Below are 14,999 nucleotides of genomic sequence, written 5' to 3'. Positions count from 1 at the left end.
AACTTACTTGCCGGATGACAGAGCATCGGCGCCGCCGACGATCTCGGCGATCTGCTGCGTGATCTCCGCCTGACGCGCGTTGTTGCGCAGGCGGGTGTAGTCGGTGATGAGCTTGTCGGCGTTGTCGCTTGCCGACTTCATGGCCTTCTGCGTCGCGGCGTGCTTCGCGGCCGAAGACTGCAGGAGGGCATTGAAGATACGGCTCTGCACGTACACCGGCAGGAGCGCATCGAGCACGGTCTCGGCGTCGGGCTCGAACTCGTAGAGCGGGTAGATCTCCGCCTGGGCGGGGGCTTCCTCAGCCTCGAGCACCTCGAGGGGCAGGAGCCGAACCGACTCGGGCGACTGCGTCATCATGCTGACGAAACGGTTGTACACGAGGTGGATCTCGTCGACGCCGTCGTTGTCGCCACCGGCGCGATAGGCCTGCAGCACGGCATCCGAGATCTCTTCCGCCGTCGAGAACTGCGGAGTGTCGGTGTCACCCGTCCACTGCGCGATGCTCGGCATCCGGCGGAACTGGAAGTAGCCGACGGCCTTGCGCCCGACGAGGTAGAACACGACCTCTTTGCCCTGCGTCCGCAGCAGCTCGGCCAACTCCAGGGCCTCACGGAGGATCTGGGAGTTGAACGCGCCGGCCAAACCGCGGTCGGAGGTGAAGACCACCACGGCGGAGCGGCGGATGTTCTCCCGCTCGGTCGTGAGCGGGTGGTCGATCGAGGAGTGCGTGGCCACCGCGGAGACGGCGCTCGTCACGGCTCGCGCGAAGGGCGACGCCGCGCGCACACGCGCCATCGCCTTCTGGATGCGCGAAGCCGCGATGAGCTCCATCGCCTTCGTGATCTTCTTGGTCGTCTGAGCAGAACTGATCTTCTGCTTGTAGACCCGCAGTTGTGCGCCCATGATTCCGTTCTCGTGTCGTCGCTGTTAGCGACGGCCCTTGACGATTCGCTCCTGGTTGATGTCTTCGGCCTCGGCCGCCTCGACCTGCTCGGCACCCGGGGCACCCTGGTCGGCGCCCGGCTGGAACTCGAGAAGGAACGCGTCGATCTTCTGCTCCAGCTCCGCGACGGTGTCGTCGCCCAACGCGTTGGTCTCGCGCAGCGTGTCGAGCACCGTGGAGTTGCGACGCAGGTAGTCCAGCAGCTCGCGCTCGAAGCGGAGCACATCGGACACCTCGATCGTGTCGAGCTTGCCGTTGGTACCGGCCCAGATCGAGACGACCTGCTCCTCGACGGGGTACGGCGAGTACTGCGGCTGCTTCAGCAGCTCGGTCAGGCGCGCACCGCGAGCGAGCTGACGACGCGATGCGGCGTCGAGGTCGCTGGCGAACATCGCGAACGCCTCGAGCGAGCGGTACTGAGCCAGCTCGAGCTTCAGCGTTCCCGAGACCTTCTTGATCGACTTGACCTGGGCGTCACCACCCACGCGCGACACCGAGATACCCACGTCGACCGCGGGACGCTGGTTGGCGTTGAAGAGGTCGGACTGGAGGAAGATCTGGCCGTCGGTGATCGAGATCACGTTGGTCGGGATGTACGCCGAGACGTCGTTGGCCTTGGTCTCGATGATGGGCAGGCCCGTCATCGATCCGGCGCCGAGCTCGTCGGACAGCTTCGCGCAACGCTCGAGCAGACGCGAGTGCAGGTAGAAGACGTCGCCGGGGTACGCCTCGCGGCCCGGCGGACGGCGCAGGAGGAGCGAGACGGCACGGTAGGCCTCGGCCTGCTTCGACAGGTCGTCGAAGATGATCAGGACGTGCTTGCCGCCGTACATCCAGTGCTGACCGATCGCCGAACCGGTGTAGGGCGCGAGGTACTTGAAGCCGGCGGGGTCGGACGCGGGAGCGGCGACGATGGTGGTGTACTCCATCGCGCCGGCGTCCTCGAGGGCGCCCTTGACCGAAGCGATCGTCGAGCCCTTCTGACCGATGGCGACGTAGATGCAGCGGACCTGCTTGTTGACGTCGCCCGACTCCCAGTTGGCCTTCTGGTTGATGATCGTGTCGATCGCGATGGCCGTCTTACCGGTCTGGCGGTCGCCGATGATGAGCTGGCGCTGGCCACGACCGACGGGGATCATCGCGTCGATGGCCTTGATGCCGGTCTGCAGCGGCTCGTGCACGCTCTTGCGCTGCATGACGCCCGGCGCCTGCAGTTCGAGCGCACGGCGGCCCTCGGTCGCGATCTCGCCGAGACCGTCGATCGGGTTGCCGAGCGGGTCGACGACGCGACCCAGGTAGCCGTCTCCCACGCCGACCGAGAGGACCTCGCCGGTACGGGTGACGCTCTGGCCCTCTTCGATGCCGGAGAACTCGCCGAGCACGACGACACCGATCTCGTGTTCGTCGAGGTTCTGAGCCAGGCCCAGGGTGCCGTTGTCGAAGCGGATGAGTTCGTTCGCCATGACGCCGGGCAGTCCCTCGACGTGAGCGATGCCGTCGGCCGCGTCGACGACGGTGCCGACTTCGGTCGCACCCGCGCCCGTCGGCTCGTAGGCGTTGACGAAGTCCTTCAGCGCGTCACGGATGACGTCGGGGCTGATAGAGAGTTCTGCCATTGTCTTCCTTCGTTCGTGGGGCGCGAGCCCCCAGATCTCCACCCGCTCGGGCGGCAAAGTCTTAGCCGGCGATGCGCTGGCGAAGGTCGGCGAGACGTGCGGACACGCTCGCGTCGATGACGTCGTCGGCGACCTGCACACGCAGTCCGCCGACCACCGTCGGGTCGATCACGGTGTTCAGGGTGACCGCCGACCCGTAACGCGCGCGCAGCGCGTTCTGGAGGCGCGTCTGCTGCTCGGCGTTCAGCGGCGCGGCCGCGTAGACCGTGGCGACGATGCTCGAGCGCTGGTCGGCGACGATGGACTCGGCGCGGCGCAGGAGCGCGCGGACGCGGCGACCGCGCGCGTTCTGCACGAGCGAGGCGACGATCAGCGCCGTGGCGGCGCTGGCGCGACCGTCGAGGAGCGTGGACACGAGCCCGGCCTTGCCGGACGCGTCGCCGAGGCGACCGCCCAGGGCCAGCTCGAGCTCGCCGCTGGATGCCACCGTGCGCGAGAACTGGAAGAGCTCGCCCTCGATGTCGGCCGACGGGTCGGCGACGGTCGCGGCGCGCACGGCCAGTTCTTCGAGCCCCTCGATGAACTCGCGAGAGTTCGACCAGCGCTGCTCGGCCGCACGACGCAGAAGCGCCACGGTGATGTCGCGGTAGCCGGAGCCGAAGACCGCGGTCACCAGCGCGCCACGCGCGGCGGCCGGGGCCGACGAGTCGGAGAGCGCGCCGCTCAACTGCGCCGATCCGTTCACGGCGCCGACGGCCGCGAACAGCTCGCGGGCGACGTCGAGGTCGACGCCCGAGGCAGCGGTCAGCGCCTCGGTCGTCGCGGTCCGCGCCTGAGTGGTCGCGCTACCCATTACTGGGCCGCCTTCTCGGATGCCTCGAGGTCCGCGAGGAAGCGGTCGACCACGGCCTGCGCGCGGGCGTCGTCGGTGAGGGTCTCCCCGATGACGTTGCCTGCGAGGTCGACCGCGAGCGTACCGACCTCGGCGCGCAGCGACACGAGGGTCGACTGACGCTCGGCCTCGATCTGCGCGTGCGCGGCGGCGGTGATGCGAGCGGCCTCGGAGGACGCGGCATCCTTCGCCTCGGAGACGATCTTCTTGCCGTCCTCGCGGGCGGCCTCGCGGATCTCACCGGCTTCCTTGCGGGCCTCGGCCAGCTGTGCGGTGTACTGCTCGAGCGCGGCCTCGGCCTGTCGCTGGGCCTCGTCGGCCTTGGCGATGTTGCCCTCGATGGCAGCACTGCGCTCGTCGAGCAGCTTCGCCATGCGCGGCAGAGCCACGCGCCACACCACGAAGATGATGACGACGAAGCAGACGGCCGACCAGAGGATGTCGTACGCCGCCGGAAGCAGCGGGTTGTGCGCTTCCTCCCCCGCGGGCTCCGCGGCGAGTGTGACAAGAGCGTTCAGCATCCTGTCTCCTTACAGTGAGTCGAGAGCGGCCGGATCAGGTGAAGATGAAGCCGGTCGCGATACCGATGAAGGCGAGCGCCTCGGTGAAGGCGATACCGATGAACATCAGCACCTGCAGACGGCCGGCCAGCTCGGGCTGACGGGCGACACCCTCGATCGTCTTGCCGACGACGATGCCCACACCGATGGCGGGGCCGATCGCCGCGAGGCCGTAGCCGATCGTGGCGACGTTACCGGTGACCTGGGCGAGAACCGTAGTTGCGTCCACGGGTTTTTTCCTTTCGGTTGGGTGGCTCGGCGTGCGCCGGGCCGCTCAGTGCTCTTCTGCGACCGCGAGCTGGATGTAGACCGCGGTGAGGATCGCGAAGACGTACGCCTGGAGGAAGGCGACGAAGATTTCGAACAGGGTGAAGGCGAAGCCGAAGGCGAGCGAACCCGCTCCGAGCGCCGTCCACCAGCCGCTCAGGCCGACGACGAAGAACTGGGTCGCCGAGAAGAACAGCACCAGCATCAGGTGGCCGACGACCATGTTCATCAGCAGTCGGAGCGTCAGCGTGATCGGCCGGATGATGAAGGTGGAGAGGAACTCCAGCGGCACGATGATGATGTACAGCGGCCACGGCACGCCCGACGGCAGCAACGCGTTCTTGAAGAAGCCGCCGGGGCTCTTCTTCACGCCCGCGTAGATGAAGGTCACGTAGGCAACGAGGGCCAGGAGCATCGGAACGGCGATGACGCTCGTGCCGGCGATGTTCAGGAACGGGATGACACCCGTGATGTTCATGAACAGCACCATGAAGAAGATCGTGGTGAGGATCGGGAGGAATCGACGCCCGTCCTTGCGCCCGAGGATGTCCTCGGCGATGTTGACGCGGACGAAGTCCAGGCCCATTTCGACGACGCTCTGGAAACGGCCGGGGACGATCTTCATACGGCGCGTGCCGACGATCAGCAGGATGACCAGGACCGCCGTGGCGAGCATCTGCACGAGATTGATGCGCGTGATCGCGAAGATGGTTCCCTCGAACAGAACCGCATCGGGGAAGAACTCGTTGATGGACGGCGGGTGGAACTCAGCACCCGCAGACGCGAAGTTCGTGATCAGGGTCGCAGCTTGAGTGGACAGCGCTGGCTCCAGCTTCGGGGCATCGGTGTGAACCGTTGCGACGATGGTCGGTGAGAGCACCCGAAGTGCGAGCGTGGGAGAGAGTCCCTGCCGCGGGTGGGTACTTCTCCCACCCTATCAAACTCCCGGCTGATCCATGAGTGTCGGCCCCGCGGTCGTCTCGCCGACGGAGTATCGTGCACGGACCCGCCAGGGCGCGGGTTATAGGGCTCAGGCGCGACGATCCCCCTCATCGGGGTCGGTCGGCAGCGTCACATCGCTCGCGCTGGGGACGCGCATGCGCAAGAGGACGACCACGTCCACGGCGAGCGACGCGAGGACGCTCACGACCAGGGCGACGTAGAAGACCACCGGGTTCACCCAGTCCTGACCCCGCAGGATGACGATCGCCACGATGAAGAGCACCAGCTTGAGGAGCCATCCGCCCAGAACGATGCCGAAGAAGATCGGAACGTAGAGCGGATCACCGAACCAGCGGTTGGCGATCAGGATGCTCGCGGCGGTCACCGCGAGGAAGAAGGCGCTCACGGCGACCCCGACGAGAGCGCTGCCCAGTCCCCCGGGCCCCGCGGTGAGGAAGCCGACCACGGCGCCGGCGACGAGCAGCACCGCGGTGACGATCCCTCCCCAGACCAGGGCCGTGCGCAGGATCGGCGTGCTGGAGAGCGGACGGCGGGCGGCGGGGGAAGCGGTGCTCATGCGGAGGTCTCCGGGGGTGTGTGCTGCGCGCGGCGGGTCCGCAGGCGCAGGAGTCGGGGCGAGGGAAGAAGGGTCAAGACGGCGCAGGCGATGACCCCGACCGCGCCGAAGCCGATGCCGATCCAGTAGTCGCCCGGCCAGCTCTGCTGTGTGCCGATGTACATCAGCAAGAAGGACAGGCTCACCACGGCCGTCCAGGCGTAGAAGATCAGGACCGCATCGCGGTCACTGTGTCCCATGTCCAGCATGCGGTGGTGCAGGTGCTTGCGGTCGGGCGAGAACGGCGAGCGGCCGGCCCATTGCCGTCGCGCGACGGCGAGCCCGAAGTCCAGCAGCGGCAGGAGCACGATGACCACCGGCAGGAGGATGGGGATGAACGCTCCGAGCAGCTGCGATCTGCCCAGCTGTTCGGGGTCGAGCACGGCCGGGTCGAGCTGCCCCGTGATCGCGATCGCCGAGCTGGCCATCAGGAGGCCGAGCATGAGGGCTCCGGCATCCCCCATGAACAACTTCGCCGGCGTCCAGTTCATCGGCAGGAACCCGAGGCACGCGCCGATCAGCACGGCGGCGATGAAGGATGCCAGGTTGAAGTAGGTGCTGGCACCGGTGTCGCGCACGAGGAGGTAGGAGTAGGCGAAGAACACGCCGTTCGCGATGAGGCAGACGCCGGCGACGAGACCGTTCAGTCCGTCGATGAAGTTCACGGCGTTCATGACGACGACCAGGGCGAACACCGTGAGGAGAAAGCTCACCCAGCTCGACCCGACCGTCAACGCACCGATCGGCAGGGACAGGATCTGCAGCTGGCCGAACCACGCGATGATGCCGGCCGCGATGAATTGCGCGCCGAGCTTGATCATCCAGTCCAGGTCCCACAGGTCGTCCGCGACACCGACGAGCACGATCAGCAGCACTGCTCCCAGGAGCGACAGGACGGGCACCGGGTCGGTCCAGAAGATCGCGAAGTACGGATTGCGACTGGACAGTGCGAACGCGGCGGCCACGCCCAGGAACATGGCCACTCCGCCGAGGCGCGGTGTCGGTGTCTTGTGGACATCTCTGTCGCGGATGCCGGGGTAGAGCTTGAACCGCAGGGCGAGCTTCCACACCACCCACGACAGCGCGAGAGTCACCGCCGCCGTGAACAGGATGGTGAGGAGGTATTGGGTCACGGCCCGGGGGCCTCGGCATCCGGGGCGGGAATCGCCGACTGGGGGGCGGCGCCCGTCTCGGGGTCGGGCTCCAGCAAGTCGCCGAGCACCTCGCGCAGCTGCTCGCGCGAGATCGTTCCCTCGCGGAGGACGCGGACGCGCGGCTCGGCACCGCCGACCAGGGTCGTGGCATCCACGATCGTCGAAGCGAAGCCCCACTGGCTGGGACCCGCGTCGAGGTAGACGGCGACACTGTCGCCGAGCATGTCGCGGGCCTCGTCGATGCTCACGGCGGCCGGCATCCCGGTGCGGTTGGCGCTGGACACCGCGAGCGGCCCGGTCTCTTCGAGCAGCTCGAGCGTGAGGTTCTGGGCCGGCATGCGAACGGCGACGGTGCCGTGCGTGTCGCCGAGATCCCACGACAGGGAGGGCTGGGAGGGCAGCACGATGGTCAGACCGCCCGGCCAGAACGCGTGGACGAGGTCGTCGACAGCGGGTGGGACCTCGGCCACGAGGGCGCGGAGCGTGCCGACGCCGGACACGAGGACCGGCGGCGGCTGCTGTCGGCCGCGGCCTTTCGCCTCGAGCAGGCCCGCGACGGCGCGCGCGTTGAACGCGTCCGCGGCGATTCCGTAGACGGTGTCGGTGGGGAGCACGACGAGTTCGCCTCGACCGATCGCCTGACGCGCGTGGCGCATCCCGGAGAGCAGCTGCGACTCGTCACGGCAGTCGTAGACGGGTGACATGTCGCGCGACAGTCTACCGACGGAGAGCCCGGCGTGCGGTCAGGGACGAATCGCCGTCGTGGCGCGGTCGCGCGTGGTGAGGTCGGGGTGGGTCGCCGCGGCGCGCCACCCGTCGGCGGTGAGGATCTCGCGGATCGCCGCGCCCTGCCACTCCCCGTGCTCGATCACGATCATGCCGCCGGGGTGCGCGAGGCGAAGGCCCACGTGGCTCAGCACGCGCACCGCATCCAATCCATCGGGCCCGCCGTACAGCGCCGCTGGAGGGTCGTACAGCCGCACCTCGGGGTCGCGCGGGATCGCGTCGTCGGGCACGTACGGCGGATTGGATGCCACGACCGAGACGGTGCCGTCCAGTTCGGGGAACGCGTCGGCGAGGTCGACGAAGGCGAGGGTCAGGTTGGCCGCCCCGATGCGGGCGACGTTCTCTTTCGTCCAGATGAACGCGTCCACGGAATTCTCGGCGGCGTACACCCGCGCGCGCGGGACCTCGGTGGCCATGGCCAGGGCGATGGCCCCGCTGCCGGTGCCGAGGTCGACCGCGATCGGGGCGTCGGATGCCGAGGCGCCCAGCGCGTCGATCGCGAGCTGGGCGACCATCTCCGTCTCGGGACGCGGGACGAACACACCCGGTCCGACGGCGAGCTCCATCGACCGGAACGGCGCGAGCCCCGTGAGGTGTTGCAGCGGTTCCCGCGCGCAGCGTCGGTCGACGAGCGGCGCGAGTGCCGTTCGCGCGTCGTCCGGGAACCGGTCGCCGCGGACGGCGGCCGCCTGGACCCCGCCCCGCGAGGTCGCGAGGACGTGGGCGACGAGGAGTTCGGCATCCACCTGGGGGTCGGGGATACCCGCGGAGGCGAAACGCGTGATGGTGTCGCGGACGACATCGGCGACGGACGGCAGGGCAGGGTGTACGGGCTCGGGCATGACGGCTCCCGAGCCTAGTCGCGCACCGTCATACACGGACGCGGGAGCCAGCGCGCATCTAGGATTGTCGCGATCCGACCAACGGCGAAAGGCCAGCCATGCCCGGCATCCACTCCGACATCACCTCCGCGTTCGGCGACACTCCGCTGGTGCGCCTTAACCGCGTCGCGGAAGGCGCCGGGGGCCAGATCCTGGCCAAGCTCGAGTTCTACAACCCCGCCTCGAGCGTCAAGGACCGTCTGGGGATCGCCATCGTCGACGCCGCCGAGGCGTCGGGCGAGCTGAAGCCGGGCGGGACCATCGTCGAGTCCACGAGCGGCAACACCGGGATCGCCCTCGCGATGGTGGGCGCCGCCCGCGGGTACAACGTCATCCTCACGATGCCCGCGTCCATGTCGAAGGAGCGCCGCGTTCTGCTCCGGGCGTTCGGGGCCGAGCTCGTGCTCACCGATCCCACCAAGGGCATGTCTTTCGCGGTCGAGGAGGCCAAGCGCATCGTCGCCGAGACCCCCGGCGCCGTCTGGGCGCGGCAGTTCGAGAACGAGGCGAACCCCGCCATCCACCGCAAGACCACGGCCGAGGAGATTCTGCGCGACACCGACGGCAAGGTCGACTACTTCGTCGCCGGCATCGGCACGGGCGGGACCATCACCGGCGTCGGCCAGGTGCTGAAGGAGCGCGTGCCGGGCGTGAAGGTCGTCGCCGTCGAGCCGGCCGACTCCCCCATCCTCACGAAGGGCCACCCCGGGCCCCACAAGATCCAGGGCATCGGCCCGAACTTCGTCCCCGCGATCCTCGACCGCGACATCATCGACGAGGTCATCGACGTCGAGTTCGACGACGCGATCCGCCTGGCGCGCGAGACGGCGGCCAAGGACGGCATCCTCGTCGGCATGTCCTCGGGAGCGGCCATCTGGGCCGCACTCGAGATCGCCCGCCGCCCCGAGGCCGAGGGCAAGAACATCGTCGTGATCATCCCCTCGTACGGTGAGCGCTACCTCTCGACCGCCCTGTACGAAGACCTGCGCGACAACTGACGTGGGAGTGGTCTCCCGCATCCGCGAGGACGTCGCCGCGGCGAAGTTCCGCGATCCCGCCGCACGCGGCGGCCTCGAGATCGCCCTGCTCTATCCGGGTCTTCACGCCGTATGGACGTACCGCGTGGCTCACGGGCTGTGGGTGCGTGGCTTCCGTTTCCCGGCGCGGGCCATCTCGCAGATCGCGCGGTGGCTCACCGGCGTCGAGATCCACCCGGGCGCGACGATCGGGCGCCGGTTCTTCATCGACCACGGTATGGGCGTCGTCATCGGCGAGACGGCGGAGGTCGGCGACGACGTGATGCTGTACCACGGTGTCACCCTCGGCGGCCGACAGCGCGAGGGGGGCAAGCGCCACCCGACTCTGCAGGACGGGGTGGCTGTCGGGGCGGGCGCGAAGATCCTCGGTCCGATCACGATCGGCGCCCACAGCCTGGTCGGCGCGAACGCGGTCGTGACGCGCGACGCGCCGCCCGAGAGCGTCCTGGTGGGGGTTCCGGCCAAGCAGCGCTCACGACGCACCGACGAAGACACTCGGGCCCTTCTGACGGCACCGGAGTACTGGATCTGACGAGGCCCGGAGCCCCGCGCGGGCGACCCGCGGACGCCCACCGTCGCCGGCTCACGAGGGCCGCAACACCGTAGGCTCGACACATGACGCGCCTGCACGACCTGTCGCTCGTGGCGCAGAGCGAGGAACTCCGCGCGGGCGCGCTGGATCCTCGCGATCTCACCGAGCACTATCTCGCCCGGATCGCGCGACTCACCGATCTCGGAGCCTTCGCCGAAGTGACCCCGGATGCCGCCCGCCGTCGCGCTCACGACCTCACCGTCGCTCCGGAGCGCGGGCCGCTGTGGGGCGTGCCCCTCGCGGACAAGGACCTCGTCGCCCGCGCGGGTGTCCCCACGCGGTACGGCTCCCGGGCGCGCGCGCACCTCGTACCCGAGGCCTCCGATCCTCTCGCCGCAGCCCTCGACGCCGCGGGCGCGATCAACGTCGGCAAGACGAGCACGTCCGAGTTCGGCCTGACCGGCTTCACCGAACCGCTCATCCACGGCCCCGCGCGCGATCCGTGGCGCCTGTCGGCGGGAGCGGGAGGATCCAGCGGGGGCGCCGCCGTCGCGGTTGCGGCGGGACTCCTGCCCGCGGCGGTCGGATCGGACGGGGGCGGCTCCATCCGCATCCCGTCGGCCACGGTCGGCGTCGTCGGGCTCAAGCCGTCACGAGGACGCCTCCCGATCGGTTCGGGGTTCGACAGCCCCGACGGGCTCGCCGTGGCCGGACCGATCGCCCGCACCGTCCAGGACGCGGGACTCCTCCTCGACGCCCTCGTCGGCCTCGCCCCGTTCACGTACGCGACCGCGGCGCCCGGGGACGGTCCCTTCGTCACGGCCGCGCGCCCACCGTCCTCGAGCCTGCGGATCGGCGTCACGACCGTCTCGCCCTGGGATGACGACGAGGACATCGTGCTGGACGACGACGCCCGGACGGCCTTCGACACGGCCTCCGCGTGGCTGAGCGACGCGGGACACGCGGTGGCGGGAGCCGACTGGCATCCGGTCGGCTATCCCGCCCTCTTCCGCGTGCTCTGGCGCGCCAGCGCCGCGCGGATCCCGCTGAGCACGTCGGACATGGCCCTCGTCGAACCGCTCACGGCATGGCTGGTCGAGGAGGGTCGCTCGCTCTCCGCCCCGGAATTGCTCGGCGGGCTCAGCGAGGCGCGGGCGTTCGAGCGGCGGACCATCGCCCACTTCGCGGCCTTCGACGCCGTCCTCACCCCCGCGCTCGCCCAGTCGCCGCGCCCGATCGGGTGGTACGCCGGGCATGACCCCGAGCGGACGTTCGCGATGCAGGTGGAGTACGCGCCCTACTCGAGCTTCGTCAACGTGGCGGGGCTTCCCGCCCTGACGCTGCCGGTGACGACGGATGCCGAAGGACACCCGGTGTCGGTGCAGCTGATCGGGCGTCCCGGCGGCGAAGCGTCCCTGTTGTCGCTCGGCGCCGAACTCGAGCGCCGGCGCGGCCCGCTCCCCCACCCGCCCGCCTGGGACGTCTGACCCCGGCGGCGGATGCCGCGGACTCAGCCCTCGGAGAGAGCGGCGAGCCGTGCCTCCTCGTCGGCGGTGATCGCCGACTCGATGATCGGGCCGAGGGCGCCGTCCATCACCTGATCGAGGTTGTACGCCTTGTAGCCGGTGCGGTGATCGGCGATGCGGTTCTCGGGGAAGTTGTACGTGCGGATGCGCTCGGAGCGGTCCATCCCCCGGATCTGGGAACGTCGGGCGTCGGCGGCCTGCGCGTCGCGCTCCTCCTGCTGCTTGGCGAGCAGGCGGGCGCGCAGCACGCGCATCCCGGCCTCGCGGTTCTGCAGCTGGGACTTCTCGTTCTGCATCGACACGACGATGCCGGTCGGGACGTGCGTGATGCGCACGGCCGAGTCGGTGGTGTTGACCGACTGCCCGCCGGGACCCGAGGAGCGGAACACGTCGATCTTCAGGTCGTTGGGGTCGATCGCGACCTCTTCCGGCTCGTCGACCTCGGGGAAGACGAGCACGCCGGTCGTCGACGTGTGGATGCGCCCCTGCGACTCGGTCGCCGGAACGCGCTGCACCCGGTGCACGCCGCCCTCGTACTTCAAGTGCGCCCACACGCCCTGTGCGGGGTCGCTCGACGAGCCCTTGATCGCGACCTGGACGTCCTTGTAGCCGCCCAGATCGGACTCGTTGCGCTCGAGGAGCTCGGTCTTCCAGCCCATGGACGTCGCGTACTGGAGGTACATGCGCAGGAGGTCGGCCGCGAACAGCGCACTCTCCGCACCGCCCTCGCCCGCCTTGATCTCCATGATCACGTCACGCGCGTCGTCGGGGTCGCGCGGGATCAGCAGCCGCCGGAGCCGCTCCTGGCTCTCGTCCAGTCGCTGCTCGAGCGCGGGCACTTCCTCGGCGAACGCGGCATCTTCGCGCGCGAGTTCGCGCGCGGCATCCAGGTCGTCCGCCGCAGACTGCCACGCCTCGTAGGCGTGCACGATCCGGTTCAGCTCGGCGTAGCGCCGATTGACGCGTTTCGCGCGCGCCGCGTCGGCGTGCACCGCCGGGTCATTGAGCTCGAGCTCGACCTGCCGGTGCTCATCGAGCAGCCCGCGGACGGACTCGAGGATGCCAGAGTCCGACACGACTCAGCGGATGCCGTTGTCGTGCCCGTTGTCTCCGCGCGCGGGGGCCGGGATCGACTTCTGCATCTGGACGAGGAACTCGACGTTGGACTGCGTCTCCTTCAGCTTGCCGAGCACGACCTCGAGAGCCTGCTGCGGGTCGAGACCCGCGAGGGCGCGACGCAGCTTCCAGGTGATCTTGACCTCGTCGGGCGACAGCAGCATCTCTTCGCGACGCGTCGAGGACGCGTTGACGTCGACCGCGGGGAAGATGCGCTTGTCGGCGAGCTGGCGGTTCAGGCGCAACTCGCTGTTGCCGGTGCCCTTGAACTCCTCGAAGATCACGTCGTCCATCTTCGAGCCGGTCTCCACGAGAGCCGTCGCGAGGATCGTGAGCGATCCGCCGTTCTCGATGTTGCGCGCGGCGCCGAAGAAGCGCTTGGGCGGGTAGAGCGCCGAAGCGTCCACGCCGCCGGTCAGCACGCGGCCCGACGTCGGGGCCGACAGGTTGTACGCGCGGCCGAGGCGGGTGATCGAGTCGAGCAGCACGACGACGTCGCGACCGAGCTCGACGAGACGCTTCGCGCGCTCGATGGCGAGCTCGGCGACCGTCGTGTGGTCTTCGGCCGGGCGGTCGAACGTCGAGGCGATGACCTCGCCCTTCACCGTGCGCTGCATGTCGGTGACCTCTTCGGGGCGCTCGTCGACGAGCACGACCATGAGGTGGACCTCGGGGTTGTTCTGCGCGATCGCGTTGGCGATCTGCTGCAGCACGATCGTCTTGCCCGCCTTGGGGGGCGCGACGATGAGGCCGCGCTGACCCTTGCCGACGGGGGCGACGAGGTCGATGAGGCGCTGCGTGAGCTTCTCGGGAGCCGTCTCCATGCGGAGGCGTTCCTGCGGGTACAGCGGCGTCAACTTGCCGAACTCCACGCGCGCGGCGGCATCGTCGACCGACAGGCCGTTGATCGAGTCGACCTTCACCAGCGCGTTGTACTTCTGACGGCTGGACTGCTCGCCCTCGCGCGGCTGCTTGATGGAGCCGACGACGGCGTCGCCCTTGCGGAGGTTGTACTTCTTGACCTGTCCGAGCGAGACGTAGACGTCGCTCGGGCCGGGCAGGTAGCCGGTGGTGCGCACGAAGGCGTAGTTGTCGAGGACGTCGAGGATGCCGGCGATCGGGATCAGGACGTCGTCCTCACCGAGCTCGCTCTCGAACTCGTCGCCGGGCGTGGGCTGGCCACGACGCTTGTTGCGCTGACGGTTGCGGCCGTTCGCCTGGTTCTGCTGCTGCGCCTGCTGGCCGTTCTGCGCGGGGGCGTCAGCGGCTTCCTCGGGCTCGGTCGCAGGGGCGGCGGCGGGAGCCGCGTCGGCGTTGTCGGCGCGGTTGCGGTTGCGGTTGCGCGACCGGCTGCGGCTGCGGCCGCGCGACGGCGTCTCGGCGGACTCGTCGGTGGCCTCGCCCTCGGCAGCCTCGCTCTCGGAACCGGATGCCGCCTCGGGGCCGGCATCGGCGTCGGAGGTCTCGGTCGGCGCCTCGGCGTTCTCGGCCTCGGGGGCGTCGGACGCCGTGTCCTCGGGGGTCTCGGCCGGGATCTCCGCGACCGGGGCCTCGGCGTCGGTCGGGACCTCGGTCGGCGCGGCGTCCGCGGGGGTCTCGGCCGGCGTCTCGTCGGCGGGGGCGCTCTTCGCCCGGCGCGGAGCGCGCTTGCGGGGAGCACGGGCGGGCTTGGCGGGCGCCTCTTCTGCGGCGGCGTCCTCGGCGGCGGGGGCCGCGGCGGCCTCCTCGGCCGCGGGGGCGATCGCGGCGGCATCGACCGTGTCGCTCGTCTCTTCGGCGACCGGCGTCTCAGCCTCCGCAGCGGCCGTCTCTTCGGCGGCGGGGGCCTCGACCGGCGCCGCGGCGGACTCCTCCGCGGCGGGCTCGACGGCCGAAGCGGCCTGCTCGTCGCTCGAGGGGGCCTGCTCGCCGGATGCGTCGGCCTCCGGCGTCTCGTCGACCACCGGCTCCTCCGCGGCCGGGGCGCCCTCGCCCTCCGCATCGACGGGTGTGTCGAACAGCGTGTCGTCAGCGGGAGCCGTCGACTGCTCCTCGGTGGGGATGTCCGCGCCCTCGGGCGCGTCGACGGACTGGGTCTCGGAGATGGACTCCACGAGTGCTCCTCAGAAATGAAACATGGTCAAATCGCGGG

At 69.7% G+C, this 14,999-nt stretch carries 15 protein-coding genes; 3 read left to right on the top strand and 12 right to left on the bottom strand.

Annotated features, from left to right (window positions below):
• Positions 1-3 precede the first annotated feature (3 nt).
• The 10 genes from ABC271_RS05955 to prmC form a co-directional block, all read right to left on the bottom strand.
• Positions 4-903, bottom strand: a complete 900-nt coding sequence (locus ABC271_RS05955) for a F0F1 ATP synthase subunit gamma (protein ID WP_412923974.1) — start codon at positions 901-903, stop codon at positions 4-6.
• A gap of 24 nt (positions 904-927) precedes the next feature.
• The gene (gene atpA / locus ABC271_RS05950; RefSeq protein ID WP_412923973.1) at positions 928-2,559 is read right to left on the bottom strand and encodes a F0F1 ATP synthase subunit alpha; all 1,632 of its coding nucleotides are present in this window, start codon (positions 2,557-2,559) and stop codon (positions 928-930) included.
• A gap of 61 nt (positions 2,560-2,620) precedes the next feature.
• Positions 2,621-3,412, bottom strand: coding sequence for a F0F1 ATP synthase subunit delta (locus tag ABC271_RS05945; RefSeq protein WP_412923972.1), 792 nt, complete (start codon positions 3,410-3,412; stop codon positions 2,621-2,623).
• A complete protein-coding gene (locus tag ABC271_RS05940; protein WP_412923971.1) occupies positions 3,412-3,972 on the bottom strand; it encodes a F0F1 ATP synthase subunit B in 561 nt (186 codons plus the stop codon). Before ABC271_RS05940 ends, ABC271_RS05945 begins: the two co-directional genes overlap by 1 nt.
• A 34-nt stretch (positions 3,973-4,006) precedes the next feature.
• Positions 4,007-4,240, bottom strand: coding sequence for a F0F1 ATP synthase subunit C (gene atpE, locus ABC271_RS05935; RefSeq protein WP_043360904.1), 234 nt, complete (start codon positions 4,238-4,240; stop codon positions 4,007-4,009).
• 45 nt (positions 4,241-4,285) lie between these two features.
• Positions 4,286-5,098 carry a F0F1 ATP synthase subunit A gene (gene atpB, locus ABC271_RS05930; protein ID WP_412926109.1) on the bottom strand — a complete coding sequence of 271 codons (813 nt, stop codon included), beginning with the start codon at positions 5,096-5,098 and terminating at the stop codon, positions 4,286-4,288.
• 210 nt (positions 5,099-5,308) lie between these two features.
• Positions 5,309-5,797 (bottom strand): Cg1360 family ATP-synthase-associated protein, encoded by a 489-nt coding sequence (locus ABC271_RS05925; RefSeq protein ID WP_412923970.1) that lies wholly within the window; start codon positions 5,795-5,797, stop codon positions 5,309-5,311.
• Entirely contained in the window at positions 5,794-6,969 is a 1,176-nt protein-coding gene (locus ABC271_RS05920) for an MraY family glycosyltransferase (RefSeq protein WP_412923969.1), read from the bottom strand. The genes ABC271_RS05925 and ABC271_RS05920 overlap by 4 nt, the downstream gene beginning before the upstream one ends.
• Complete coding sequence (locus ABC271_RS05915) at positions 6,966-7,694, bottom strand: L-threonylcarbamoyladenylate synthase (protein WP_412923968.1); 729 nt, start codon at positions 7,692-7,694, stop codon at positions 6,966-6,968. Before ABC271_RS05915 ends, ABC271_RS05920 begins: the two co-directional genes overlap by 4 nt.
• Before the next feature lie 39 nt (positions 7,695-7,733).
• Positions 7,734-8,618 (bottom strand): peptide chain release factor N(5)-glutamine methyltransferase, encoded by an 885-nt coding sequence (gene prmC, locus ABC271_RS05910; protein WP_412923967.1) that lies wholly within the window; start codon positions 8,616-8,618, stop codon positions 7,734-7,736.
• Positions 8,619-8,716: 98 nt separating this feature from the next.
• Here prmC and cysK point away from each other — a divergent pair, with 98 nt between their 5' ends.
• From cysK to ABC271_RS05895, 3 genes are all read left to right on the top strand, one after another.
• Positions 8,717-9,655, top strand: coding sequence for a cysteine synthase A (gene cysK / locus ABC271_RS05905; protein ID WP_412923966.1), 939 nt, complete (start codon positions 8,717-8,719; stop codon positions 9,653-9,655).
• Position 9,656: 1 nt separating this feature from the next.
• The gene (gene epsC, locus ABC271_RS05900) at positions 9,657-10,226 is read left to right on the top strand and encodes a serine O-acetyltransferase EpsC (protein WP_412923965.1); all 570 of its coding nucleotides are present in this window, start codon (positions 9,657-9,659) and stop codon (positions 10,224-10,226) included.
• A gap of 83 nt (positions 10,227-10,309) precedes the next feature.
• Positions 10,310-11,713 carry an amidase gene (locus tag ABC271_RS05895; RefSeq protein WP_412923964.1) on the top strand — a complete coding sequence of 468 codons (1,404 nt, stop codon included), beginning with the start codon at positions 10,310-10,312 and terminating at the stop codon, positions 11,711-11,713.
• Between the two features lie 23 nt (positions 11,714-11,736).
• Here the strand turns inward: ABC271_RS05895 and prfA are convergent, their stop codons facing one another.
• Entirely contained in the window at positions 11,737-12,813 is a 1,077-nt protein-coding gene (prfA, locus tag ABC271_RS05890) for a peptide chain release factor 1 (protein ID WP_412926108.1), read from the bottom strand.
• A gap of 18 nt (positions 12,814-12,831) precedes the next feature.
• Positions 12,832-14,961 (bottom strand): transcription termination factor Rho, encoded by a 2,130-nt coding sequence (gene rho / locus ABC271_RS05885; protein WP_412923963.1) that lies wholly within the window; start codon positions 14,959-14,961, stop codon positions 12,832-12,834.
• Positions 14,962-14,999 lie beyond the last annotated feature (38 nt).

The organism is Microbacterium canaveralium, assembly GCF_047238045.1.
Lineage (GTDB): Bacteria > Actinomycetota > Actinomycetes > Actinomycetales > Microbacteriaceae > Microbacterium.
This window is presented reverse-complemented; position numbering and strand designations above follow the sequence as displayed.